This window comes from Streptomyces sp. NPDC059080 (assembly GCF_042739975.1).
Taxonomy (GTDB): domain Bacteria; phylum Actinomycetota; class Actinomycetes; order Streptomycetales; family Streptomycetaceae; genus Streptomyces; species Streptomyces benahoarensis.
Genome location: NZ_JBHYGX010000036.1, coordinates 37,678 through 60,004 on the forward strand (window position 1 = coordinate 37,678; position 22,327 = coordinate 60,004).

Below are 22,327 nucleotides of genomic sequence, written 5' to 3' on the forward strand. Positions count from 1 at the left end.
CATATACGTGCACAACTTCAAGAAATTCGGCGGAAGTTCGCAGGGAGCCCAGAGGGAGCCCAGTGGGAGCCCGGCGGGGGCCCGGCGGGAATCCGGTGGGTTTCCCGCAGGAGCCCTGCGGGAAACCGGCGGAGCCTTCAGGTGGGAAAGTCAGGAAGCGACAGGTCGCGAGCGGCTGGTCTCCAGGATCCGGTATCCCGCGCTGTCGTAGAGGTTCATCGCCACCTCGTTGCCGCCCCACACCGTGAACATCAGGGCCGTGTCCCCGGCGGCGCGGGTGACCCGTTCGCCCGCCGCCATCGCGCCGTGGCCGTACCTCTTGCCGCGGTGCTCGGGGGCGACGTGGAGGCTGAAGCCGTAGGTGACGCCGGGGAGGTGGCCGTGGTGGAGCCAGCCGGTGCCTACGGGGGTGTCCGCCGCCTCCAGGACGAGGAAGGTGTGGCCGGGGGTGGCCTGGCCCTGGGGGATCAGGCGGGCGAAGTCGGTTTCCGCCTTGTGAATGGCTTCGTCCCTGCTCAGGGCGCCCGCACGGGTGATGTCGCCGAGGTACGCGTCCTTCTCGGCGACGCACCACCGCGGGAACTCGTCCGAGGTCATCGGCCGGGCGGTGACCTGGGAGGACGGCGGCGGGGTGGCGTCGAAGACGCGGAGCCGCACCTCCCCTTCGACCGGGTAGTCGGCGAAGAGCCCGCCGTCCGGTCCGCCGTCCGGTCCGCCGTCCGGTCCGCCGTCCGGTCCGCCCTCCGGTCCGGCGCCCGGTCCGGCGACTCGGACGTTGATGCGGCGGGCGCCGCGTGTGGCGCACCATTCCTCGGCCCAGGCGCGGGTGGCTTGTTCATGCCCCTGACCGGCGTGGTTCGCGTCGATCCAGAGGTCACCGATGCGGCCCGCGGGCGCGCCGTGGTCGTCGGCGACGCCCATCGCGACGTACCCGATCCGCGCCCCGCCGTGGGTGACCTCCGCGATGGTCCACTCCGCGGCTTTGTCCTGCTCAAGGACCCTGCCGACCCGGGCCGTCGCCGCTTCCGGGCCGAGCCCGGCGGCGAGGTACGCATCCCGTAGCCGCCGCTCGAAGCCCCGCTGCCAGGCGGTGTGTTCGTCCAGTATGTGGAATTCCGTCATCGGGCCACCGTAGCCACGGTCGTCGCGCGAGGCCCGGGAATTTCGCCGACGGCCACCATCAACTCACGTGTGGGTGCGGGTGTGGGTGCGGGTGAGGGAGTGGGCGAGGCCGCGCGTGGTCGCTGTCCCTACCGCCCGCCCCACCCGTTCTCCGGCAGGTCGAACGCCGCGTCCAGTGCCGCCGCCTGGTCGTCCTCAGCGCCCGTCCTCCGGTGGCCGGAAGCATTCCGTGGTGACCGCCAGCCGGACCGTGTGCGGCGGCTTGGCGGAGGCGACGGCGACGTGGGTGCGGTGCGGCCGGTCGGCGGCGTCGAGTTGGGCCTCCTGGACCTGCGGCCGTTCCTCGTACGCGGTGACCTCGACGCCGTTGCGCCGTTCCAGCGCCGCCCGCAGCCGTCGCAGTGCGGCGATGTGGAGCCGGTCGGGCAGGTCCGCGTACGCGGTGTACGTCAGGGCGTACGGGCCGTCGGCGGGCGCGCGGACGCCGCGCCGGTCGCACGTCTCGTAGGACGCGCCCGGGTTGTACCGCCCGCTGATGCCGATACGGGCGTCGGCGGCCAACGCCCGGACCTGCTGGTTCGCGGTGGCGAGCGCCGCCGCCCGGCTCTCCCGGGGCGGCGCCGCCTCGGCGGACGGCCGGGCCGGCCACCAGACGGCGGCCACGGCGACAACCGCCGTGGCCGCGATCAGCCCGCCGCGCCGCCGCCCGCTTCCGTACCCGAACCTCAACGCCCGGCCAGCGCCCCGCTCTTCACGGCCCCGACGAACGAGGCCCACACCGGCGCCCCGAACACGAGCGCCGGACCGGCGGGAGCCTTGCTGTCCCGGACGGGGACGAGGGCGGCGAGGTCGTCGGAGACCTCGATGCAGGCGCCGCCGTCCGGATTGCTGTAACTCGACTTGCGCCAGCTGACGGTGGCGAGGAGGCCATCCGACACCTCGATGCAGTTCCCGCCGTCCGGGTTGCTGTAGCTGGACTTACGCCACTGGAGAGCGCTCAGTTCGACTCGGTGGACGGACATGGGATTTCCTCCAGAAGACGCTGTATGAACTCGATGGACTCGCGCGGGGACAGGGCGTGGTCGCGCAGCCGATCGTAACGGAATTGCAGTCGCTCAACTTCCGCGATATCAGCCACCAGTTGCCCGTCGTATCCGGTCTCAACCCAGGCGGCAGTACGGCCCTCCGGCAGTCGTAGAAGCGCGATGTCCGTGTTGGGCAACTCTCGCAGTCCGGCCGTGAACGGAAGTACCTGGATGTTCACGTTGGGCAGCTGCGCCACCGTGCAGAGGTGTTGCAGCTGCTCCCGCCACTCCTCGGGGTCCAGCAGCGTGCGACGCAGTACGGCCTCGTCCAGGATCGCGCGGAACTGCGGTCCGTACTCCTGGCTCAGGATGTCCCTGCGGGCCGCCCGCGCTTCCACCTGCTGGTCGAGCTTCTCACCGGGAGCGAGGCCGCCGAGAAGCAGCAGCCTTCGGGCGTACGCCTTCGTTTGGAGCAGACCGGGAATGATGGACGGCGAGTACCACTGGATCCCCGCTGCCTCCACCTCCAGCGTCATGTACTGCCGGTAGCGCTCCTTGAACTGCGACGTATCGCCCAGCGCCATCTCCCACATGGCGATCAGCAAACCCGGCGGGGTCTCGTAGTAGACCTCCAGTGCTTCCACAACTTCGGGGCTGCCGATTGTCTGTCCCCCTTCCATTTTTCCGAAGAGGGACGGATCCCAGCCCAGAGCTTCACCCAGCTCCCGCAGGCTCACCCCTTTCTTCATTCGCAGTAAACGCAGTTCTTCCGCGAACCGTTGACGTGGCTCCTGACTTCGACCTGTTACCGCGCGCCTGGGCGGCATAAAGACCTCCCGGAGAAGATGTGGAAAAACCGTAGGGAGCACCGAAGGGACTCCGGCATGCGGAAAGGGGGCTCCACCGCGGGTGCATTCTCTTAACACCCGGAATACGCACGGTAGTTGATGTGGCGCGTCCCGGCATTCGAACACCGAAATCACAGGAGTGATCCATGGGGACGGAAGAGATCGAGGATGCCGAAGCCGTGTGCGGGGCGCTGGACGGGGCGCTCCGGGCGGTGGGCGTGGGCCTGCCGTCGCTGGGCGTCGACCCGCTGTCGTACGGCAGCGCGCTCCCGCTCGTCCTGATCGAGCTGGGGCGCTGCAACCTCGCCACCGCACAGCGGCTGACCGCCGTCCTGCGCGGGGCGGCCGGATGAGCGGGCAACGCGATCTCTACGTGATGAGCACCGTCCGGCCGTACCTCGTGAGCGTTGTCCGGCGCGGGGGCGCGGGCGCGGTACGGCCGCACGTCCCGAAGCCGTATCTCTCGCCCGCCTGCCATGTCGGACGGCATCCGTGGTGCGACAAGGAGTGGGTGGAGCCGGACACGGTGCCCGGGGTGCGGCGCGAGGTGTGCGCCTGCGCCTGCCACGACGGGGCGGGGCGCTGAGGACGGGCGGGCCCGGGGCGTTGGCGTACGGCCCCGGGGCGTTGGCGTACGGGCCCAGGCCCTGGCCCCGGGCCCGCCGTGCTCAGGTCTGGCCGTTCGTCACGCCGCCAGGAAGGCCGCCTCCTTCTCCGGTGACAGGCCCGGCGCGGTCCACCCCGGGCGCTCCGGCACGGCGCCGCCGATCGACCGCAGCCACTCCCACGTGTCCGCGACCGTCTCCGCCACCGGACGGCAGCGCAAGCCGGTGGCCAGCGCCTTTGTCACGTCGCCGCGGTGCAGGGTGTCGTGCAGGTCGCCCGGCGGGAGCCAGACGGGCAGCTCCGTCCACGGTTCGATCCCGGCGGCGGTCACCGCCTCCGGGTCGGCCCAGTGCAGCTCGGCGTCCGCGCCGGTCGCCCGTATGCAGGCGTCGAGGAATTCGCCCATCGTGGCGTGGCCGGTCGGGCTGACCAGGTTGTATGCGCCGCCGGGTATCCCGTCGCGCAGCGCGTCCAGCGACCAGCGGGCGAGGTCGCGGGCGTCGATGTACTGGAGCGGCAGATCGCGCGGCCCGGGGGCGAGGACCGGCCCGCCCCGGGCGACGCGGCCCAGCCACCACGGCAGCCGCCCGATGTTCTCGTACGGGCCGAGGACCAGCCCGGCGCGGGCCAGCACCGCACGGTCGCCGAACGCGTCCTGGATCGCCAGCTCGGCGCCGCGCTTGGCCCGTGCGTAGTCGTCGGCGGAGGTGTCGTCGGGGGAGGCGTCGACCACCGGGCCGGTCTCGTCGAGTCCGGCGGCGGACGGGATCGGGTGCACCGACCGCGAGGAGATGTAGACATGGCGCCCGATGCGGCCGGACAGCAGTTGCGCGGCGTCCCGGGCGGCGGCCGGTGCGCCCTTCCAGGTGTCGACGACGGCGTCCCAGGTGCCGTCCTCCAGGGCGGCGAGCCCGCCCGGGGCGCTCCGGTCGCCGATCCGTACCTCCACCCCCGGAGGCGGCGCGGAGTTCCCGCGATGAAAGACCGTCACCTGCCAGCCCCGGGCCAGCGCCTCCTCGACGACCGACCGGCCGACGAACTCCGTTCCACCCAGCATCAGTAGCTTCATACGGCGACTGTGCCCCGCACGGCCCCGCCCCGCCAGGGCCGCACGCTCTGAGCAGATCCTCTGTGGGCGGAACAAACGGAAGATGGTGGTCCGAGGTGGTCCGGCCGGGGGGCGTCGGGCCGTGGGGCGTACGGCCGGAAGGGCGTCGGGCCGTGGCCCGGCCTCAGCGCTGTCCCGGCCTCAGCCCTTGGCTCCGGCCTCAGCCCTTGGCCCCGGCTCAGTCCTTGGCGAGCGTGAACTCCGTGTGGGCCGCGGACAGGCCCGGGACGGCGGCCTCGACGCGGTACGTGCCGGGGGGTACGGAGGCGGCGCTCGGGGTGGCGCACCCGGGGCCGCCCGCCCGGCGGTCCCAGGTGACGGTGCGGGTGACGGTGGAGTGCGCGGGGATCTTCATGAGGGCGGCGACGGAGCCGTTGGGGCAGTCGTCGGAGGCCCAGACCGGGTCGTCGCCGGAGGGGTCGGTGATGGTCAGCACCGCGGCCTTCGCGCCGAGGTCGACCTTGCAGTCGGCGCCGCCGGTGTTCTTGACGGTCAGTTCGAACTCGGGCTTCGCGCCGGGGCGGTAGGAGTCCTTGGCGCTGCGCAGCGCCAACTCCGCGCCGTCGCCGGTGCAGTTCGGCAGGTCGGAACCGGCCGCGACGGGCGCGCCGCCGGTGCCCGTACCGATCGGACCCTTGCCGGAGCCCTCGGAGTCCCCGGATCCGTCGGCGCCCTCGGAGTCCGCGCCGCCGGAGCCCTTGGAGCCCTCGGAGCCCGACCCTGAGCCGCCGCCGTCGCCCGAATCGTCTCGGCCGCCGGGCTTCTGGCTGATGGCGGGGCCGGTGGCGGACGGTCCCGGGGTGATGGCGTCGGCCGGGCCGTGGCCTGCGGTGCCCTTGCCCTCGGTGTTCGTGCGGCTGCTGCCGTCGCCCCAGTTGAGGACCCACAGCACGAGGAGGGCGAGCAGCGCGAAAATGCTCAGCGCAACGGCTCTCCGCCGCCAGTAGATGGAGGAGGGGAGCGGCCCGATCGGATTGCGCAGAGATCCCACGCGGAAACTCTACGAGAGATCACCACCGGCACCGCCCCGTACCCGCCGCACGAAACGGCAACTTTTCCCATGATCGGTTCGGAGGCTTCTGCCGTGATCGGTTCGGAGGGGCGGGAGTGGGGCCGGGAGCAGGGCCGGGGACAGGGCCGGGGACAGGGCCGGGGACAGGGCCGGGGGCGGCCCGCCCGGACCGCCGCAGGGCCCCGGGCGCCCACGGATCCGTACGCCAGGTGCGCCAAGGCCCCGGCATTACGTACCGTCTGCCCTCATGAACAGCACCGACCTCTATCGCGATGTCACCGACTTCGCGCACGGCACCCCTGGGTGGGTCCATTCCTTCGCCGACGCCGGTACCGAAGGCGGGATTCTGCTTCTGATGGCGGTGGCCGTCCTCGGCTGGTGGCGGGCGCGGCGCCTCGCACCGCGCGCGGTCGCCCTGGCCGTGCTGGTGCCGGTGGGCACGGCCGTCGCCTACATCCTGAGCGAGATCCTCAAGAGCTTCGTCCAGGAGCAGCGGCCGTGCCGGGCGGTGGCGCACGCCGCCGCGTCGATCGCCACCTGTCCGCCCGACGGGGACTGGTCCTTCCCGAGCAACCACTCGGTGATCGCCGCCTCCCTCGCCGTCGGGATCTTCATCGCCTGGCGCGCGGCGGCCTGGCTCGCGGTGCCGGTGGCGCTGCTGACCGGCTTCTCCCGGGTCTTCGTCGGCGTGCACTACCCGCACGACGTCGCCGTCGGGCTGCTCGTCGGAGCCGTGGTCGCGGCGATCTGCGTCCCGGCGCTGGCCGGTCCGATGACCACTTTGGTGATCAAGTTGCGTACGGGACCGCTGAAGCCGCTGGTCGAGGCGCGACGGGGGTCACACGCGGCCGGCTGACCGGCTGACCGGGGAACGGGGAACGAGGAACGGGGAACGGGGAAAGGGGGACGGGGGACGGGGGATCATCGAGTAGCGGCACAGGACTGATCGAGTGGCGGCACAGGACTAGCGGTCCTGGGGCCGCCACTCCTGTTTGTGGCCGAAGCCCCGGCCGTTGTCGATCAGCCGCAGCCAGTCGGGGCGCAGCTCCCACAGCGCGGTCCGCTCCAGGGCCGCGCGCAGCCGCTCGTCCCCGGCGACGAACGGGAACCGGCCGGTGTACGCGGCCCAGCCCGCCGCCCGCGCGGCGCCGGTCAGCTCCCGGCACCCGCCGCGCCCCTGGAGCCCGGTGAGCCCGCTCCACTCCTGACCGTCGCGCTGCGCCGTGAACGCCACCCGGGCACCGGGCCGCGCCAGCGCCCGCCCGTGCCGGGTGGAATGCGCGGTGACGAAGTACAGCAGGGGCGCGGACGCGTCGCCGCCCGGCGCGTAGAGCACCGCGCACGCCTGCGGCCCGTCGTCGTCCGCGTACGCCAGCGTCAGCGTCGTATGGGTGGCCAGCGCCTGCCGGATCCCGGCCGGACAGCCGCCGCCGGGCCCGGGGGCCGTGTTGCCGGGGGTGCGGTCCCCGGGAGTGCCGGGGGTTCGGTCCCCGGGCGCGCCGGGTGCCTCGTCCCTGGGTGTGCCGGGCGCGCCGGGTGCCTCGTTCTCGGGCCCGTCCGCCTCGTACGTGCTCATCGTCGCCGTCTCCTGTCCTGGTGCCGCCCGGCCGGGCGATGGCTTGCCGCCCGCCCGTCCCTCCACTCTGCCGCCCTGGGCGGGGCCTACGCGGGCGGGGCCTACGCGGGCGGGGCCTACGCGGGCGGGGCCGCCCCGGGGGGCCGCACCCGATGCCCGCCCGAGGCTCCCGGGCCCCGGCCGGACGGCACCCCCTACCCCCGGTAAGCCGCCACCCGTACGTACGTAGCCTCCCGCTTGCGGGTGGGCGTGCGGTGGTGCGGGCCCGGCGCGTTTCCTGGGTGGGTGCGCCCGTGCCAGGATCGTCTAGCCATGACTTCCATCCCCGCCACCACCCCCACGGTCCCGCCCTCCGCCGCCTCTCTGCCCTCCGCCGCCGTACCGGCCGCGGAGGGGTCCGACGGGTCCCAGTTCCACGCTCCCGTCACCGACTGGTTCGACGCACACGCCCGTGACCTGCCCTGGCGCCGCCCCGAGGCGGGCGCCTGGGGCGTGATGGTCAGCGAGTTCATGCTTCAGCAGACGCCGGTCAGCCGCGTGCTGCCGGTCTACGAACAGTGGCTGGCCCGCTGGCCGCGCCCCGCCGACCTGGCCGCCGAGGCACCGGGCGAGGCGGTCCGCGCGTGGGGCCGCCTCGGCTACCCGCGCCGGGCACTGCGCCTGCACGCCGCGGCGCTGGCCATACAGGAACGCCACGGCGGGGACGTCCCGCGCGAGCACGGCCAGCTGCTGGCGCTGCCCGGTGTCGGCGAGTACACCGCCGCCGCCGTCGCCTCCTTCGCGTACGGGCAGCGGCACGCGGTGCTGGACACGAACGTGCGGCGGGTCTTCGCCCGCGCGGTCACCGGCCGCCAGTTCCCGCCGAACGCCACCACGGCCGCCGAGCGGAAGCTCGCGCGGGCGCTGCTGCCGGACGACGAGCGGATCGCCGCGAAGTGGGCGGCGGCCACGATGGAGCTGGGCGCACTGGTGTGCACGGCGCGCGGCCCCGAGTGCGGGCGCTGCCCGATCGCCGCCCAGTGCGCCTGGAAGCTGGCCGGATCCCCGCCTCACGAGGGTCCGGCCCGCCGCACCCAGACGTACGCGGGCACCGACCGGCAGGTCCGCGGCAAGCTCCTCGCCGTGCTGCGCGAGGCGCTGGCGCCGGTGCCGCAGGCGGCGCTGGACGCGGTGTGGGACGAGCCGGTGCAGCGGGCCCGCGCGCTGGACGGCCTGGTCTCCGACGGCCTGGTCGAACCGCTGCCCGGTGGCCGCTACCGCCTGCCGCGCACCTGACGGCCACCTGATGGTCAGCTGATCCGACCGCCTGATCCGGCCACTCGCGGAGGGACGCGTCCTTGGGGCGCGTCCCTCCGGCGTACCCGGGGCGACCCGCTGCCGTACCCGGGACGGCTCGCCGCACACCGCCCCCCGGAGGCACCGCACCCCCCGGAGGCACCGCACCCCGGGCCGACCGCCCCGTATCCGGGCGCCCGTACCTTTGGCGGCCCCCTGTCCGTCCGGAGGATGACGCATTTCGGACCCGTCGTCCGTCCCTGGTAGGACCCCCGGGCCGCTGTTACACAACCGACGGATTTCCGTGCACTGCCTGTGGGGCCGACGCACATTGCGCCGCAACACCCCCTCCGTAGCGTCCTCCTCGTGCCGGAGATGACCACCGGCACGGTCAACGTGGGGACTCGCAAAAGCGGAGCGGAGGCGTCGAAATGGCGACCAGCGGCGGCAAGGTACTGGACTTCGAGGAGTACGTACGGACGCGGCAGGACGCCCTGCTGCGGAGCGCCAGGCGGCTGGTGCCGGACCCCGTGGACGCCCAGGACCTCCTGCAGACGGCGCTGGTGCGCACGTACGGCCGCTGGGACGGCATCGCCGACAAGTCGCTGGCCGACGCCTACCTCCGCCGCGTCATGATCAACACCCGTACCGAGTGGTGGCGGGCGCGGAAGCTGGAAGAGGTGCCCACCGAGCAGCTGCCCGACGCCAGCGTCGACGACGGCACCGAGCAGCGCGCCGACCGCGCCCTCCTGATGGACATCCTCGGGGTTCTGGCGCCCAAGCAGCGCAGCGTCGTCGTGCTGCGACACTGGGAGCAGATGAGCACCGAGGAGACGGCTGCCTCGCTCGGCATGTCGACGGGTACCGTCAAGAGCACGCTGCACCGGGCACTGGCCCGGCTCCGCCAGGAGCTGGCCGACCGTGACATCGACGCGCGCATGCTGGAGCGCAGCGAGACGGAGCGGGAACGGTGCGCGGCCTGACCGGTACGGCATCAGGAACGGCGGCTGTGCGAACAGCGCGGTGAGCAGGAGCGGATTGACCAGGAACAGGTTGACCACGAGCGGGTTGACCACAGGCGGCGCGGCCACGGCGGGAGTGGCCGCGCTCGGTCTGCTGCTCGCCGGCTGCCACCCCGGCAGCGAGGGCGTCCGCAGCGAGGGCACGCCGGCCACCACCGCCCCGGTCCCCGGACACGCCCCCTCCGCCGACCCCTCGCCCGCCACCACGTCCCTGAAGAAGATCGACGCGGTGGCGCTGCTGAAGGGCGACCCGAAGGTCAGCGGCGAGGTGAAGCGGACCCTCGCCAAGCCCTGCGTCGCGGACGCGTACCCGATCGAGGTGACGTACGCCTCAGTCACCGGCAACAAGGCCCCCGACGTCATCGTCAACGTCATGACCTGCGCGGATTCCATCGGCATCGGCGCCTACGTCTACCGCAAGAGCGCCGCGGGCGGCAGCGGGTATGACAACGTGTTCAGCGATGAGCAGCCGTCCGTTTCCGCCGGGGTCAACAAGGGGGACCTGGAGGTCTCCAAGCAGACCTACGGCACCGGCGACAAGGTGTGCTGCCCGTCCGGCGAGGACGTGACCACCTACCGCTGGTCCCACAACCGCTTCGCGGAGCTGGACCGGTACCACACGGACTACAGCAAGACCACCGTCGACGGCCCCGGGCCCGATGACGACGACACATCGGAGGGTTGAGACAACGGCATGGCCGACACCCATGTGCTCTTCGTCGAGGACGACGACGTCATCCGCGAGGCCACCCAACTCGCCCTGGAACGCGACGGGTTCGTGGTCACCGCGATGCCCGACGGGCTCGCCGGTCTGGAGGCGTTCCGCGCCGACCGGCCCGACATCGCGCTCCTCGACGTGATGGTGCCGGGCCTGGACGGCGTCAGCCTCTGCCGCCGCATCCGGGACGAGTCCACCGTCCCCGTGATCATGCTGTCGGCGCGCGCCGACTCCATCGACGTGGTCCTCGGCCTGGAGGCCGGCGCTGACGACTACGTCACCAAGCCCTTCGACGGCGCCGTCCTCGTCGCCCGGATCCGCGCCGTGCTGCGCCGCTTCGGCCACGCCAGCGGCCCGGACGCGCGCAGCGGCGCCCAGGCGTCCGGCGACGCCGCGCCCGCCGAGGCGATACTCCGCTTCGGGGACCTGGAGGTCGACACCGAGGGCATGGAGGTCCGCAAGGGCGGCGCGCCGGTCGCGCTGACGCCGACCGAGATGCGCCTGCTGCTGGAGTTCTCCGACGCCCCCGGCACCGTCCTGACCCGCGACCGCCTGCTGGAGCGGGTGTGGGACTACGGCTGGGGCGGCGACACCCGCGTCGTCGACGTCCACGTCCAGCGGCTGCGCGGCAAGATCGGACAGGACCGCATCGAGACGGTCCGCGGCTTCGGCTACAAGCTGAGAGGCTGACGCGCCAGGTGTTGAGGCTCCCCCTGCGGACGGGGCTGCGATGGAAGCTCAGCGCCGCCATCGCGCTGGTCGGCGCGCTGGTGGCGGTGGCACTGAGCCTCGTCGTGCACAACGCGGCGCGCGCCTCGATGCTCGACAACAGCCGTGACGTCCAGATCGAGCGGCTGAACTCCACCCAGCGGATCTACGAGTCGACCGGCCGGCTGCTGTTCAGCGCCAAGATCGACGACCCGGCGCTCCCCGCGGAGCTGCGCAAGAAAGTCCTCACCAACACCCGCGCCACCTACCTCCAGGACAACGGCGAGGCCGCCCCCGAGGTGTGGGCCGCCTCCCCGCTCAGCGGCGGCCGCGTCCTGTCGATGCACAACCGCTACTACGACCGCTTCAAGGTCCTCGACGACCTCGACCAGGCGCTGGTCCTCGGCTCGACCGCCGTCGTCGTCGGCGGCTGCGCGCTCGGCGTCCTGGTCGGCGGCCGCCTCTCGCAGCGGCTGCGGAAGGCCGCGGCGGCCGCCGGGAAGCTCGCCGACGGCGACACCTCCGTCCGGATCCGCGACGCGGTCGGCGGCCGTATCCGGGACGAGACGGACGATCTGGCCTGGGCGGTCGACGCGATGAACGACGCGCTCCAGCAGCGCATCGAGGCGGAGCGCCGGGTCACCGCCGACATCGCCCACGAACTGCGCACCCCCGTCACCGGCCTGCTCACCGCCGCCGAACTGCTGCCCCCGGGCCGCCCCTCGGAGCTGGTACGCGACCGGGCGCAGGTGCTGCGCACCCTCGTCGAGGACGTGCTGGAGGTGGCCCGCCTCGACGGTTACGCGGAGCGTGCCGAGCTTCAGGACGTGGCGCTCGGTGAGTTCGTCGGCCGCCGGGTGCGGGCCCTCAACGCCGACGTACGGGTCGAGATCGTCCGGGACGCGGAGGCCACCACCGATCCGCGCCGCCTGGAACGCATCCTCGGCAACCTCATCACCAACGCCGTCCGGCACGGCAAACCGCCCATCGACGTCACCGTCGAGGGCCGCATCCTGCGCGTCCGCGACCACGGCAAGGGGTTCCCGGAGGCGCTGCTGAAGGAGGGCCCGAGCCGTTTCCGCACCGGCAGCAGCGACCGCGCCGGTCGCGGCCACGGCCTTGGCCTGACCATCGCCGCAGGTCAGGCCCGGGTCCTCGGCGCCCGCCTCACCTTCCGCAACGCCGATGAGCTGGGCGACGGCTCGACCGGCGCCGTCGCCATCCTCTGGCTCCCGGAGAACGCCCCCACGGCCACCGGCAGCTTCCCGGTCATTCATCTGCCGGAGCGGTGAGCGGGCGGGGCGCCGCCGCCTTTGAGGTCGGCGTCCCTTACGGGGCGCGTTCTTTCTACGGCGGCGCTGTCCCGTACGGGTCTGGTGTCCCGTACGGGTCTGGTATCCCGTACGGGTCTGGTATCCCCTACGGGTCTGGTGCCCCCTACGGACCTACGGGCCTACGGGGCTGCCGTCCCTTCCGTGGCCGCCGCGGCCACCATCGCGCTGATCCACAACTCGGGTACGAGCCGGTACCCCGTCCCGTGCCGCTCCACCCGGCCCAGCCCCGGGTACTCGGTGTGCGCGCCCGCGAGCAGCGCCCCGTCCGCCGCCGCCCCGCGCAGCACGGCCTCCCGGGTGCGGGCCGCGGCCGGGGCGTCCACGTCGAAGACGACGGTCGCGTCGGGCCGCGGCATCTGGACGGCCGGGAGATGCAGCAGGTCGCCGACGAGCAGGACGCTCCGGCCGCCGCCGGTGAGCCGGTAACCGCAGTGGCCCGGGGTGTGGCCGGGCAGCGGGAACGCCGTGACGCCCGGCAGGACGGTGTGCTCGCCGGTGAACGTCCGGATCCGGTCCCGGTACGGCGCCAGGGCGCGCGCCGCACCGGCCCGGGTGATCTCCGGCGCCCACGGCGGCAGTCCCTCGGCGGGCGCGGGCACCGGCGCGCCGACGCCGTCCGGCAGCCAGTACGCCAACTCACGAGTCTGCACGACGACTTCGGCGTGCGGGAAGAGCGGATCGCCGTCGGCGGTGACGAGCCCGCCGCTGTGGTCCAGGTGGAGATGGGTGAGGAGAACGGTCTCGATCTCCTCCGGACGCACGCCGGCCCCGGCCAGCGCATGCGGCAGATGCCCCACGGTGGGGCCCCAGCCGTGCCCCATGCCCGCGTCGACCAGGGCGGGTCCGTGCCCCGGTCCCCGGAGCAGATACATGGTGTGGGTGAGGGCGGCGCACTCCGGCCGGTGCGCCGCCCTTTGCAGACGGGCCGCCTCCCTGGTGTCGAAGCGGGGGAGGACGGTTGCCAGATCGGCGGCGAAGAACCCGTCACTGAGGGCCGTCAGGGTCGCTTCCCCTACGGGCCAGTGGACGGCGCTGGAGTAGGGACTCGGGACAGTGGATGCCATGGTCTCTCCTGTCGTCGCCGCCCAGTATCCGAAAGGCCCCGGCGCGGTTACCAGGTGTAGACGATCCGCGGGTTGTTCACCCAGTAGCTGTTGACGACGGTGTCATCGACGTACACCGGGCCGCCGGGGAGCGCCACACCTATCGATCCGAAGGCGGCGAACTCGCGACAACAGCAGTCACTTTTGCGCGGTCATCGCCGCTTTTCCGGCTCTCCGGGGGCCCGCCCCTTGCACAACTTCCCCTGCGCTCCCTGACGACGAAGGGCCCGGTCACCAGGTGGCCGGCTCCTTCGCCGTTGCCGCGAAGACCGTGCCGTCCGGGGACGCCCCGTAGATCCGGTCGCGGTCCGGGGCCGGGGCGGGCAGGGTTTCCAGGAAACCGTTGTGGCGGGTGGCCTTCAGGCGGGGCGGGGTCTGGCCGGTCAGGTCGCCGGTGCGGGCGTCGAGGGCGAGGAGGCGGCCGTCGGCGGAGGAGAAGTACAGGCGGTCGTCGGCCGTCACGACGGGCGTGGAGCCGCGCGCGACGGAGGTCTCCACGTCCCATTTCCGCTCCCCGACGGCCTGGAGGGCGCCGCCCTCGGCCAGCAGATACGCCGTCTCGCCGCGCACCGTCGCGAGAACGCCGTCCAGCGGGGCGGTGAGCGGCAGACGGCGACTGCGCCGGGTGTGCGGGTCATAGCGGACGACGGCGGTGGTGCGGAACGCGAACTTCGCCTCGGTGGCGGTGAGATAGAGCGCGCCGGAGGCGCCCGCACCGGCGACCGCCAGCGTGCCGGGGAGCCGGGTGTGCCAGCGGATGTCGCCGGTGGCCGGGTCGATCGCGGTCAGCTGGGTGGCGGTGCCGTCGGCGGTGGCCTCGGCGGCGTACGCGGTGCGGGCGTCGCCCCCGTACGTCCGGAACGACGGGAGGGCGTGGCCGGGGAACGTGCGGTGCCAGCGGGTGCGGTGGGTGGCGCTGTCGAGGGCGGTGACCGTGCCGCCGGCGGCGGTCAGCAGGACCGTGTCCCCGGTGACGGACGCGCCGCCCTGATAGGCGGTGAGGCCGGTGGACCAACGGGTGCGGCCCCGGCCGTCGGCGGACGGGTCGAGGGCGCTCAGCCGGGTGCGGTCGGCGGAGGTGACGTAGAGGAGACCGCCGGAGAGCTGCGGCGCGGGCGGCGCGGTGTCGGTCTTCCCGGGCGGCGGCGCGGCGCGACGCCACATGACGTTGCCGGTCGCCGGGTCGAGACGGGCGGCGGCCACCCCGCGCTGCGCGCAGAAGACGGCGCCGCCCCGGGCGCCGCCGCTCCCCGTCGTACAGGCGGGCATCTCGGCCTCGTGCCCGGCGGGACGGGGGAGGAGCGTGGTGCGCCACGGGTGGAACGCGCCGGTGGGGGAGGCGGCGGGACGGCGCGGCGCCTCGTCGCTGGAGGCGGCTTGGGCGATGACGAAGCCGCCGGTCAGCGTGGCGGCCAGGGCGGCCGCGGTCCAGAGAAGAAGACGGCGGCGGGGGCGACGGGTCTTGCCGGGGACGTCGTCCGAGGGGTGGGACGGGGGCTCGGCGCCGGGGTTCGTTCCGGCCTGGAATGCGGTCTCCGGCTTGGTGCTGGGGTTCGTTCCGGCCTCGAACGCGGCTTCCGGATCGGCGCAGGGTTCCCCCTCCGACACCTCCCGCAGCGCATCCCGTACATGCGTCACCTCCGCGGACGGTGCATCGGCGGCGGGCCACCGCCCGGGAACGAGCGCCTGCCCCGGGGTCCCCAACTGCCCGGCGGCGAGTGACTGATCCGGAACGCCCGCCTGCCCGGGCACGCGCGGCGCGGCCACGAGCCCCACCGGCGTATCGGACGGGCCGCCCTCCGCAAGCCGCTCCCACAGGTCGAGGTGGATCTCGGTCGGCAGATCCGTCCGCAGCCGGTCCATCAGGGCGCGCGGCGTCGGCCGGTCCGCCGGGTCCTTCGCCAGACAGGCGCCGATCAGCGGCGTCAACTCCTCCGGCACACCGTCCAGATCGGCCTCGTCGTGCACCACCTGGTACGCCACCAGATACGGGCTGTCCGAGTCGAACGGCCCCCGGCCCGTCGCGGCGTGCACCAGCACCGACCCCAGCGCGAAGACATCCGCCTGCGGACCCACCTCGCGCGGGCGCTGGAACTGCTCGGGCGCCATGAACGGCGGCGTCCCGATGAGTTTTCCGGTCTCGGTGCGCATCTCGCTGTCGGACGGCCGCGAGATCCCGAAATCGATGACCTTCGGCCCGTCCGCCGCCAACAGGACGTTGCTCGGCTTCAGATCGCGGTGCACCACCCCGGCGCGGTGGATGTCGCGCAGCGCCTCGGCGAGGCCGCAGGCCAGCGCCCGCACCTCATCGGGCGGCAGCGGCCCGTTCCGCTTCACCTGCTCGGCGAGCGTCGGCCCGGAGATGTGCAGGGTCGCCATCCATGGCCTGGCGGCGTCCGGGTCCGCGTCCACGACCGGCGCCGTGAACGCTCCGCTCACCCGCCGGGCGGCCGCCACCTCCTGCCGGAACCGCCCCCGGAACTCCGGATCCTGCGCGAACTCCGCATGGACCACCTTGACCGCGAGCCGCAGCCCCGACGACGAACGCGCGAGGTGCACCTCGCCCATCCCGCCCGCGCCCAGCCGCGACTCCAGCCGGTACTGCCCCGCATATCCCGGATGTTCCGCTTCCGGCTCCACACCGGTATCCCGCCGCGACGACATCGTCCACCCCCGTGTCCTGCGCCGTGCCGAACCCCGCGCCCACAGGCCGCAGGGGTACGCGGGGAGCCTAGTCGATGGTGCGTACGAGACGAATGAGGCTTGCTAGCGTGCCCGGTGGACAGGCGCCTCCCGCCCGGGACGGCGCACCACCGCGCGCCGTCGGCGCGCACTCCACGGGGGAGTGCACCATGAGCGACATCCAGGGCCTGCCGGACGCCACGGCGGGCGACGTCGAGGCCCGCGCCGCATCGGCCGCCTCGTACCCCCTGGTCCCCGGCTACCGCGTCAACGTCCGCCAGGGCCCCGGCACCACCACCCCCGTCGTACGCCAGCTCCCGGCCGGTTCGTACGTCCAGATCCGCTGCCAGCGCTACGGCCAGCGCGTCTCCGGCCCGACGGGCGTCTCGGAGATCTGGGACGCGATCGCGGGGGGCGGGTACGTGTCCGACAGCTATGTGCGGACGGGGAGCAGCGGGTTCGTGGCGCCGCGGTGCACGTCGTGAGGGGACGAGCGGCGCCCGCCGTGAGGGGGTGAGCGGGCGGCGGGCAGCGGGCGGAAGGCGGCGGGCAGCGGGCCGGTTCGGTCGGTGGCCCGTGTGGTCGTCGGTCCGGTGCGGCCCAGCCCGGCCCGGCGCGGCCCGGTGCAGTGCGTCCTGCGGCCCCGGGACATGGCGTGAGCCCGGCGCACCCGGGCCCGCCCCGGCCGTTTCCCCCGTCCCCAGGCCGGACGGCGATGATGGCGATAATGGAGACATGACCGACGAGCGGACGACCCCCGGCGGTCCGGAGTGCGGCTCCGGGCCCGGCAGCCGCCCGGCGGACGGCGGGCCCGAGCCGGAGCCGATCCGCTTCTTCGGCACCTGCTGGCTCCACCACGACCGTGGCTACGCGCTGCGCCGCATCGCCGTCGCCGCCGGATCGCTGGTGCTCACCCTGGCCGGCGCGATCGTGCTGCGGTTCGCGTTCCAGGGCCTGGCGATCGGCGAGGTCGGCCCGCTGGTGACCGTGCTGGTCATCGCCGGTTTCGCGGTCTGCAGCGCGCTCGCTTTCCGCCGTACCTGGGACGGGTTCGTCCGCCGCCCCGACCCGTCCTCGGCGAGCGCCGCCGACCGCTCCGCGCAGAGCCTCCTGCTGATCGGCTTCCTCGGCTCGTTGCTCGCCTACTTCTGCCGCAGCCTGATCGAGGCCCCCGGCGAGAAGCTGCACCGTGCCGAGTACGCCGCCGCCCGGTCCCGCCACGCACGCCGCCGCACGGCCCGTACGGGCAACCCGGCGGCGAAGCGCGCGAAGAACGGACAGAACGCGAAGTTCCCTCACGCGAAGTTCCCTCACGCGAAGTTCCCTCACGCGAAGTCCCCTCACGCGAAGTCCCCTCACGCGAAGTCCCCTAAGGGGAAGCGGAAGTAGCGGCCGATGCGGTCCCAGGGGCGCGCCCCGTACAGGTAAGCCCGTAGGGCCAACCCCGGAGGCGTACGGCCCGGTGGTCCGCGCCCGGGGCGAGGCGCTGCCGTTCCCGGACGGCGCGGGCTTCGACCTCGTCACCTACGCCCAGGCATGGCACTGGACCCGCCGCGTCCCGCTCCCCACCCACCTCGCGATGCTCGGCAGCCGCTCAGTACTCCCGGTCCGGGAGTACTCCTGGACCGGCAGTACTCCCGGTCCGGTCAGTACTCCCAGTCCGGCCGCCCCTCCCCGTACAGCCAGTCGTCGAAGAGATCCGTCAGATCCACATCCGTACGCTCCTGACAGAAGTCGATGAACTCCTCGGAATTCGCGTTCCCGTGCCGGTGCGCGGCCGGCCACTCCTTCAGGATCCGGAAGAAAACCCGCTCCCCGACCGCGTTCCGCAGCTGCTGGAGCACCATCGCGCCACGGTCGTAGACCGGCGTCCCCGTCACGTTCTCCGCCGACCCCGGATCCCCCGGCGGAAACTCCCACAACTCCTCGTACGTGACGTCGTCCGCCTCGTCCTCGTCGTCATCCTCCAACGCGTACAGCGCATCGAACTGCTCCTGGGGCGTGCGCCCGCCCTCGTGCGCCTCCCACAGCCACTCCGCGTACCGCGCGAAACCCTCGTTCAGCCAGGTGTCCTGCCAGGTCAGCGGCGTCACGGAGTCCCCGAACCACTGATGCGCCGTCTCATGCACCACCGTCGGGATATCGGGGGCGCCCGCGTACACCGGCTTCGTCTGCGTCTCCAGCGCGTACCAGTCGATCCGCTTCGGCGCATGGTCGACGATCGCCCCCGCCGACGAGAACGGATACGGCCCGAACAGCTTCTGCGACCAGGCCAGCACCTCCGGCAACCGGTCGAGCGCCTTCCGGCTGTCCGCCGCCTCCTTCGGGTCCACCGCGACATACAGCGGCAGCCCGTCCGCCGTCCGCGACTGATGGACGTCGAACCGCCCGATCGTCGCCGTCGCCAGATACGTCGCCATCGGTTCCCTGGAATGCCACGCGAACGTCGTCCGGCCCTTGGAGGTGACGCTCGACCGCAGCTCCCCGCCCGCGACCGCGGTGTACCCGCGCGGCACGGTGATCCGGATGTCGTACGCCGCCTTGTCGGACGGATGGTTGTTCCCCGGGAACCACGTCATCGCCCCGGCCGGTTCCCCCGCCACGAACGCCCCGTCCGCGGTCTTCACCCACCCCTCCGACGCCCCGTCCGCATCCGTCATCTCCTGCGGCACCCCGCCGTACGCCACGGTCGTCCGGAACGCACGCCCCTTCCGCAGCCCCTCCGCCGGACGCACCGTCAGCTTGTGCCCCTTACGGGAGAACCCGGCCGGAGCCCCGTCGACCCTTACGGAGGTGACCCGCAGCCCCTGAAGATCGAGCCGGAACGAACTGAGGTCCCGCGTCGCCTTCGCACTGATCCGCGCCGTGGCATCGAGCCGCTTCTTCGCCACGTCGTACGCCAGATCCAGCCCGTAATGCCGCACGTCGTACCCGCCGTTCCCGAGCGTGGGAAACAACGGATCCCCGACCCCACCCGCCCCCGCCGTCCCCTTGAACGTCGATCCCTCCGTACAGGACGACACCAGCAGAACGGCGACGAGCGCGGCACACGAGGCAGCGGCCACACGACGGAAACGGACGGACCGGCGCTTCACAGAACTCCAGACATGGACCGGACAGGGAACCGAACACGGAACACCGAACCGGGAACCGCACGGTCACCCCGCCCGCCCCCGCATGATCACGAACCGTCGACCCTACGGACTTTTCCCGTACGGGGCGGGGCGGATCCGGCGAGCAGCGACGAAAGTGACGGGATCGGGCGATCTCAGGGATGCGCCGGGACCCCGTAGGGGCGGGGGAGGGCCCGTAGGGGATGCGGAGAAGGACCGGATGCAGCCGCGCCCGTCCGCGGTCCCCTACGGGCCCGGCGCACCCGTAAACGTGCCTGTCCACGTCCCCTACGGGACCGGCGCACCCGCAGACGCCCCGGCACATCCCCTACGGGTCCCGCGCCCGCCCACCCCACCCGTCCGCACCCCGGAACACCCCCGCCACCTCCCACCCCCAGGTGCGAGGATGGCCGCGCAATCAGGCAACCCCAGGACGTGCCGCCACCGCCCGCCCGGCCCACGGCCGCGGGCACCGACGGGAAAACCGGCGGAAATCCGGCACCACACCCTGGCACCACCACCGGCGAGGTGAAGCGCAACATGGCTCAGAAGGTCGCCGTACTCGGCACCGGAAAAATCGGCGAAGCCCTGCTCAGCGGCATGATCCGCGGCGGCTGGGCGCCCGCCGACCTCCTGGTCACCGCCCGCCGCCCCGAGCGCGCCGCCCAGCTCCGCGAGCGCTACGGCGTCGAAGCGGTCACCAACGCCGAGGCCGCCGAGGCCGCCGACACCCTGATCCTCACCGTCAAGCCGCAGGACATGGGCTCACTCCTGGCCGAACTGGCCCCGCACGTCCCCGCCGACCGCCTCGTCATCAGCGGCGCCGCGGGCATCCCCACCGCCTTCTTCGAGGAACGGCTGGCCGCGGGCACCCCGGTCGTCCGGGTCATGACCAACACCCCCGCCCTCGTCGACGAGGCCATGTCCGTCATCTCCGCGGGCACCCACGCCACCGGCGACCACCTCCGCCGCGCCGAGGAAATCTTCGCGGGTGTCGGCAAAACCCTGCGCGTCCCGGAGACCCAGCAGGACGCCGCGACCGCCCTCTCCGGCTCCGGACCGGCCTACTTCTACTTCCTCGTCGAGGCCATGACCGACGCCGGAATCCTCCTCGGCCTGCCCCGCGACAAGGCCCACGACCTCATCGTCCAGGCCGCGATCGGCGCCGCCGTCATGCTCCGCGACAGCGGCGAACACCCCGTCAAGCTCCGCGAGAACGTCACCTCCCCCGCGGGCACCACCATCAACGCCATCCGCGAACTGGAGAACCACGGCGTCCGCGCCGCCCTCCTCGCCGCCCTCGAAGCCGCCCGCGACCGCAGCCGCGAACTCGCCTCGGGCAACGGCTGACACTCACCGACGCGGCGCGCCCCTACGGGCCGGGCGCGCCCCTACGGGCCGGGCGCGCCCCTACGGGTCGGGCGCGCCCCGTAGGGGACACACCGCCCGGGCCTGCAGGGAACCCCGCCTGGACCCGCGCCCGGCCCCGTAGGGAACCCCCGCCCGTAGGGCCCGTCCCCTACGGGCGGGGGCCACGCCATCGGGCCCGCCGAACGAGCGATCCCGTAGGGCCCGCCCCCGAAGGGCAGCAGACAACCGGACTCCCGTAAGGGAGACCGCCCGCAGCCCCGCAGGGGACAGGCGGCCCGGCCTCACCCCGGGGGCAGCAACCCCACCGCCCGGTACGCCGCATCGACCCGTGGCCGCGCCACCGCCCGTGCCCGCTCAGCTCCGCCCCGCAGCACACCGTCGACATAACCGGGATCCGCAGCCAGCTCCGCATGCCGCTCCCGCACCGGCCGCAACAGCTCCACCACCGCCTCCGCCACGTCCTTCTTCAACGCACCGTACGAGTCGTACGCCCCGGCCAGCGCCCCGGGCTCCCCTCCCGTACACGCCGCCAGAATCTCCAGCAGATTCGCCACCCCGGGGCGCCCCACCGGGTCGTACACGACCTCCGGATGCGCATCCGTCACCGCCCGCGCCACCTTCTTGCGCACCGTCTCCGCCTCGTCCAGCAGATAGACGATCCCCGCCGTCCGCGCATGAGACTTCCCCATCTTCGCGGTGGGCTCCTGGAGGTCCTTCACCCGCGCCGCCACCGGGGGACGCGTCGCCCGGGGCACCACGAACACCGGCCCGTACCGCTGGTTGAACCGCACCGCCAGATCCCGCGTCAGCTCCACGTGCTGCGCCTGGTCCTCACCCACCGGAACCTCATCCGTCCCGTACGCCAGGATGTCCGCCGCCATCAACGCCGGATACGTCAGCAACGACAGCCGCACCTCCGCGCCGCCCTGCGCCTTCTTCTCCTTGTACTGGATCATCCGCCGCATCTCCCCGTCGGAGGCGGTGCACTCCATCAGGTACGAAAGCCGCGCGTGCTCATCCACCTGGCTCTGCACGAAGACCGTGCACCGCTCCGGATCCAACCCCGTGGCCAGCAACAACGTCGCCGCCTGCCGGGTCAGCCGCTGTACCCGCGCCGGATCGTGCGCCACGGTCAGCGCATGCAGATCCACCACGCAGAACAGCGCGTCCGCCCGGTGCTGATCCACGTCGGCCCACCGCCGCAGCGCCCCCAGATAGTTCCCCAGCGTCAGATGCCCCGTCGGCTTCACACCACTGAAGATCCGCGTCCTCGCCATGTCGTCCTCTCCTGCCATCCGGTACGCGGACGCCGCTCGGCGCCCGCGCGGACCACCGGGCCCGACGGCCGGCTGCGGGAGGGAGAAACGCGAACGGCCGCCGAGGCGGCGGCCGTGGTCGTGCATGCGCTGTGGTCGGCCGCCGTCAGGCGAGCCACCACTGCTGTACGTGCGCATGCGGGGTCATGGCGGCCAAGCTACCCCGCAAATCCGGGGCCCGCCCCAGGTTTGAAGCACTCAGGGGCCTCGTGTACTGTTCCCCGAGTTGCCACACAGCTGTAACGGTTCTGTGGCAGCCATCCCGCCGCTCCAAGCGGCACGCCACTACTGCACGACTCCTCACCGGGACGAATTTCGGCATGCCTGAAATTCACACCGCGACGTGATTATGCGTCACCGAGGAAAACCGCTAAAGTAGTGACCACGC

21 protein-coding genes and 1 pseudogene are annotated in these 22,327 nt (G+C 73.0%); 11 read left to right on the forward strand and 11 right to left on the reverse strand.

Going from position 1 to position 22,327, the window contains the following annotated elements; all coding sequences use genetic code 11:
- Positions 1-150 precede the first annotated feature (150 nt).
- The 4 genes from ACFWWQ_RS23585 to ACFWWQ_RS23600 all read right to left on the reverse strand — a co-directional run bounded on the left by ACFWWQ_RS23585 (position 151) and on the right by ACFWWQ_RS23600 (position 2,974).
- A complete protein-coding gene (locus ACFWWQ_RS23585) occupies positions 151-1,122 on the reverse strand; it encodes a GNAT family N-acetyltransferase (protein ID WP_384599455.1) in 972 nt (323 codons plus the stop codon).
- 195 nt (positions 1,123-1,317) lie between these two features.
- A complete protein-coding gene (locus tag ACFWWQ_RS23590) occupies positions 1,318-1,785 on the reverse strand; it encodes a hypothetical protein (protein WP_384599458.1) in 468 nt (155 codons plus the stop codon).
- A 62-nt stretch (positions 1,786-1,847) separates the two neighbouring features.
- Positions 1,848-2,144 carry a DUF397 domain-containing protein gene (locus tag ACFWWQ_RS23595; protein ID WP_384599460.1) on the reverse strand — a complete coding sequence of 99 codons (297 nt, stop codon included), beginning with the start codon at positions 2,142-2,144 and terminating at the stop codon, positions 1,848-1,850.
- Positions 2,120-2,974, reverse strand: a complete 855-nt coding sequence (locus tag ACFWWQ_RS23600) for a helix-turn-helix domain-containing protein (protein ID WP_384599463.1) — start codon at positions 2,972-2,974, stop codon at positions 2,120-2,122. The genes ACFWWQ_RS23595 and ACFWWQ_RS23600 overlap by 25 nt, the downstream gene beginning before the upstream one ends.
- A gap of 167 nt (positions 2,975-3,141) precedes the next feature.
- Between ACFWWQ_RS23600 and ACFWWQ_RS23605 the strand changes: the two genes are divergently transcribed.
- Together ACFWWQ_RS23605 and ACFWWQ_RS23610 are read left to right on the forward strand one after the other, a co-directional pair.
- Positions 3,142-3,348, forward strand: a complete 207-nt coding sequence (locus ACFWWQ_RS23605; RefSeq protein ID WP_384599465.1) for a hypothetical protein — start codon at positions 3,142-3,144, stop codon at positions 3,346-3,348.
- Positions 3,345-3,581 (forward strand): hypothetical protein, encoded by a 237-nt coding sequence (locus tag ACFWWQ_RS23610; protein WP_384599468.1) that lies wholly within the window; start codon positions 3,345-3,347, stop codon positions 3,579-3,581. Before ACFWWQ_RS23605 ends, ACFWWQ_RS23610 begins: the two co-directional genes overlap by 4 nt.
- Before the next feature lie 99 nt (positions 3,582-3,680).
- Here ACFWWQ_RS23610 and ACFWWQ_RS23615 read toward each other — a convergent pair whose 3' ends face one another.
- Positions 3,681-4,670 (reverse strand): NAD-dependent epimerase/dehydratase family protein, encoded by a 990-nt coding sequence (locus ACFWWQ_RS23615; RefSeq protein ID WP_384599471.1) that lies wholly within the window; start codon positions 4,668-4,670, stop codon positions 3,681-3,683.
- 217 nt (positions 4,671-4,887) lie between these two features.
- The gene (locus ACFWWQ_RS23620) at positions 4,888-5,700 is read right to left on the reverse strand and encodes a hypothetical protein (RefSeq protein ID WP_384599474.1); all 813 of its coding nucleotides are present in this window, start codon (positions 5,698-5,700) and stop codon (positions 4,888-4,890) included.
- Positions 5,701-5,968: 268 nt separating this feature from the next.
- On the opposite strand from ACFWWQ_RS23620, the gene ACFWWQ_RS23625 reads away from it, so the two are divergent.
- On the forward strand, positions 5,969-6,577 hold the full coding sequence (locus ACFWWQ_RS23625; RefSeq protein WP_384599477.1) for a phosphatase PAP2 family protein: 609 nt from the start codon (positions 5,969-5,971) through the stop codon (positions 6,575-6,577).
- Between the two features lie 108 nt (positions 6,578-6,685).
- Here the strand turns inward: ACFWWQ_RS23625 and ACFWWQ_RS23630 are convergent, their stop codons facing one another.
- Positions 6,686-7,297 (reverse strand): pyridoxamine 5'-phosphate oxidase family protein, encoded by a 612-nt coding sequence (locus ACFWWQ_RS23630; protein WP_384599480.1) that lies wholly within the window; start codon positions 7,295-7,297, stop codon positions 6,686-6,688.
- Positions 7,298-7,609: 312 nt separating this feature from the next.
- Between ACFWWQ_RS23630 and ACFWWQ_RS23635 the strand changes: the two genes are divergently transcribed.
- The 5 genes from ACFWWQ_RS23635 (at position 7,610) to cseC (ending at position 12,312) form a co-directional block, all read left to right on the forward strand.
- On the forward strand, positions 7,610-8,572 hold the full coding sequence (locus ACFWWQ_RS23635; protein ID WP_384599483.1) for an A/G-specific adenine glycosylase: 963 nt from the start codon (positions 7,610-7,612) through the stop codon (positions 8,570-8,572).
- A 431-nt stretch (positions 8,573-9,003) separates the two neighbouring features.
- The gene (locus tag ACFWWQ_RS23640) at positions 9,004-9,555 is read left to right on the forward strand and encodes a SigE family RNA polymerase sigma factor (RefSeq protein WP_384599486.1); all 552 of its coding nucleotides are present in this window, start codon (positions 9,004-9,006) and stop codon (positions 9,553-9,555) included.
- A gap of 70 nt (positions 9,556-9,625) precedes the next feature.
- Positions 9,626-10,279, forward strand: coding sequence for a hypothetical protein (locus ACFWWQ_RS23645; RefSeq protein WP_384599489.1), 654 nt, complete (start codon positions 9,626-9,628; stop codon positions 10,277-10,279).
- Positions 10,280-10,288: 9 nt separating this feature from the next.
- Complete coding sequence (gene cseB / locus ACFWWQ_RS23650) at positions 10,289-11,002, forward strand: two-component system response regulator CseB (RefSeq protein WP_384599492.1); 714 nt, start codon at positions 10,289-10,291, stop codon at positions 11,000-11,002.
- An 8-nt stretch (positions 11,003-11,010) separates the two neighbouring features.
- Entirely contained in the window at positions 11,011-12,312 is a 1,302-nt protein-coding gene (gene cseC, locus ACFWWQ_RS23655) for a two-component system sensor histidine kinase CseC (RefSeq protein WP_384599494.1), read from the forward strand.
- Between the two features lie 161 nt (positions 12,313-12,473).
- Here the strand turns inward: cseC and ACFWWQ_RS23660 are convergent, their stop codons facing one another.
- On the reverse strand, positions 12,474-13,418 hold the full coding sequence (locus tag ACFWWQ_RS23660; RefSeq protein ID WP_384599496.1) for an MBL fold metallo-hydrolase: 945 nt from the start codon (positions 13,416-13,418) through the stop codon (positions 12,474-12,476).
- A gap of 270 nt (positions 13,419-13,688) precedes the next feature.
- The gene (locus ACFWWQ_RS23665; RefSeq protein WP_384599499.1) at positions 13,689-16,121 is read right to left on the reverse strand and encodes a PQQ-binding-like beta-propeller repeat protein; all 2,433 of its coding nucleotides are present in this window, start codon (positions 16,119-16,121) and stop codon (positions 13,689-13,691) included.
- A 188-nt stretch (positions 16,122-16,309) separates the two neighbouring features.
- Between ACFWWQ_RS23665 and ACFWWQ_RS23670 the strand changes: the two genes are divergently transcribed.
- Positions 16,310-16,624: a peptidase gene (locus ACFWWQ_RS23670; protein ID WP_384599502.1), complete on the forward strand. Its 315-nt coding sequence runs from the start codon at positions 16,310-16,312 to the stop codon at positions 16,622-16,624.
- 250 nt (positions 16,625-16,874) lie between these two features.
- Positions 16,875-17,411 (forward strand): annotated as a pseudogene (locus ACFWWQ_RS23675) (hypothetical protein); the annotation flags it as partial.
- A 374-nt stretch (positions 17,412-17,785) separates the two neighbouring features.
- Here the strand turns inward: ACFWWQ_RS23675 and ACFWWQ_RS23680 are convergent.
- Positions 17,786-19,204 (reverse strand): M1 family metallopeptidase, encoded by a 1,419-nt coding sequence (locus tag ACFWWQ_RS23680; protein ID WP_384599505.1) that lies wholly within the window; start codon positions 19,202-19,204, stop codon positions 17,786-17,788.
- 588 nt (positions 19,205-19,792) lie between these two features.
- Here ACFWWQ_RS23680 and proC point away from each other — a divergent pair.
- Positions 19,793-20,602 carry a pyrroline-5-carboxylate reductase gene (gene proC / locus ACFWWQ_RS23685; protein WP_384599507.1) on the forward strand — a complete coding sequence of 270 codons (810 nt, stop codon included), beginning with the start codon at positions 19,793-19,795 and terminating at the stop codon, positions 20,600-20,602.
- Between the two features lie 302 nt (positions 20,603-20,904).
- On the opposite strand, the gene trpS is transcribed toward proC, so the two are convergent.
- Positions 20,905-21,900, reverse strand: a complete 996-nt coding sequence (gene trpS, locus ACFWWQ_RS23690) for a tryptophan--tRNA ligase (RefSeq protein WP_384599510.1) — start codon at positions 21,898-21,900, stop codon at positions 20,905-20,907.
- Positions 21,901-22,327: the final 427 nt, after the last annotated feature.

What these genes read in the sequence shown, in the direction of transcription:
- ACFWWQ_RS23585 (WP_384599455.1), bottom strand. Translation starts at nt 1,122, where the DNA reads ATGACGGAATTCCACATACTGGACGAACACACCGCCTGGCAGCGGGGC.
- ACFWWQ_RS23595 (WP_384599460.1), bottom strand. Translation starts at nt 2,144, where the DNA reads ATGTCCGTCCACCGAGTCGAACTGAGCGCTCTCCAGTGGCGTAAGTCC.
- ACFWWQ_RS23600 (WP_384599463.1), bottom strand. Translation starts at nt 2,974, where the DNA reads ATGCCGCCCAGGCGCGCGGTAACAGGTCGAAGTCAGGAGCCACGTCAA.
- ACFWWQ_RS23605 (WP_384599465.1), top strand. Translation starts at nt 3,142, where the DNA reads ATGGGGACGGAAGAGATCGAGGATGCCGAAGCCGTGTGCGGGGCGCTG.
- ACFWWQ_RS23610 (WP_384599468.1), top strand. Translation starts at nt 3,345, where the DNA reads ATGAGCGGGCAACGCGATCTCTACGTGATGAGCACCGTCCGGCCGTAC.
- ACFWWQ_RS23615 (WP_384599471.1), bottom strand. Translation starts at nt 4,670, where the DNA reads ATGAAGCTACTGATGCTGGGTGGAACGGAGTTCGTCGGCCGGTCGGTC.
- ACFWWQ_RS23625 (WP_384599477.1), top strand. Translation starts at nt 5,969, where the DNA reads ATGAACAGCACCGACCTCTATCGCGATGTCACCGACTTCGCGCACGGC.
- ACFWWQ_RS23630 (WP_384599480.1), bottom strand. Translation starts at nt 7,297, where the DNA reads ATGAGCACGTACGAGGCGGACGGGCCCGAGAACGAGGCACCCGGCGCG.
- ACFWWQ_RS23635 (WP_384599483.1), top strand. Translation starts at nt 7,610, where the DNA reads ATGACTTCCATCCCCGCCACCACCCCCACGGTCCCGCCCTCCGCCGCC.
- ACFWWQ_RS23640 (WP_384599486.1), top strand. Translation starts at nt 9,004, where the DNA reads ATGGCGACCAGCGGCGGCAAGGTACTGGACTTCGAGGAGTACGTACGG.
- cseB (WP_384599492.1), top strand. Translation starts at nt 10,289, where the DNA reads ATGGCCGACACCCATGTGCTCTTCGTCGAGGACGACGACGTCATCCGC.
- ACFWWQ_RS23660 (WP_384599496.1), bottom strand. Translation starts at nt 13,418, where the DNA reads ATGGCATCCACTGTCCCGAGTCCCTACTCCAGCGCCGTCCACTGGCCC.
- ACFWWQ_RS23665 (WP_384599499.1), bottom strand. Translation starts at nt 16,121, where the DNA reads ATGTCGTCGCGGCGGGATACCGGTGTGGAGCCGGAAGCGGAACATCCG.
- ACFWWQ_RS23670 (WP_384599502.1), top strand. Translation starts at nt 16,310, where the DNA reads ATGAGCGACATCCAGGGCCTGCCGGACGCCACGGCGGGCGACGTCGAG.
- proC (WP_384599507.1), top strand. Translation starts at nt 19,793, where the DNA reads ATGGCTCAGAAGGTCGCCGTACTCGGCACCGGAAAAATCGGCGAAGCC.
- trpS (WP_384599510.1), bottom strand. Translation starts at nt 21,900, where the DNA reads ATGGCGAGGACGCGGATCTTCAGTGGTGTGAAGCCGACGGGGCATCTG.